This window comes from Bacillus sp. SIMBA_005 (assembly GCF_046535585.1).
GTDB classification, from domain to species: domain Bacteria; phylum Bacillota; class Bacilli; order Bacillales; family Bacillaceae; genus Bacillus; species Bacillus pumilus.
Map to the genome: position 1 here is coordinate 1 of NZ_JAWRWI010001176.1, position 235 is coordinate 235.

Sequence of the window (235 nt, forward strand, 5' to 3'; positions counted from 1 at the left end):
CGCATTTCCGGCCCCCTGCTCGACCGCATCGATCTGCATGTCGATGTGCCCCGCCTGCCGCCTGCCGCATTGCGACCGGACGCGCCGGAGGGTGAAGCCAGCGACCGCATTCGGTCGCGCGTCGACGCGGCCCGCGCGCGGCAACTCGCGCGCGGCGGCGCCATCAATGCACGCCTCGACCAGAGCGGCACGATGCGCGTGTGCCGCCTGCAACCCCGCGACCAGGCCCTGCTCG

The 235-nt window shown here is 73.6% G+C and carries 1 protein-coding gene; it reads left to right on the plus strand.

Going from position 1 to position 235, the window contains the following annotated elements; translation table 11 throughout:
• The coding region (locus SB660_RS23805; protein ID WP_486304231.1) for a magnesium chelatase subunit ChlI family protein at positions 1 to 235 on the plus strand (235 nt) is incomplete at both ends.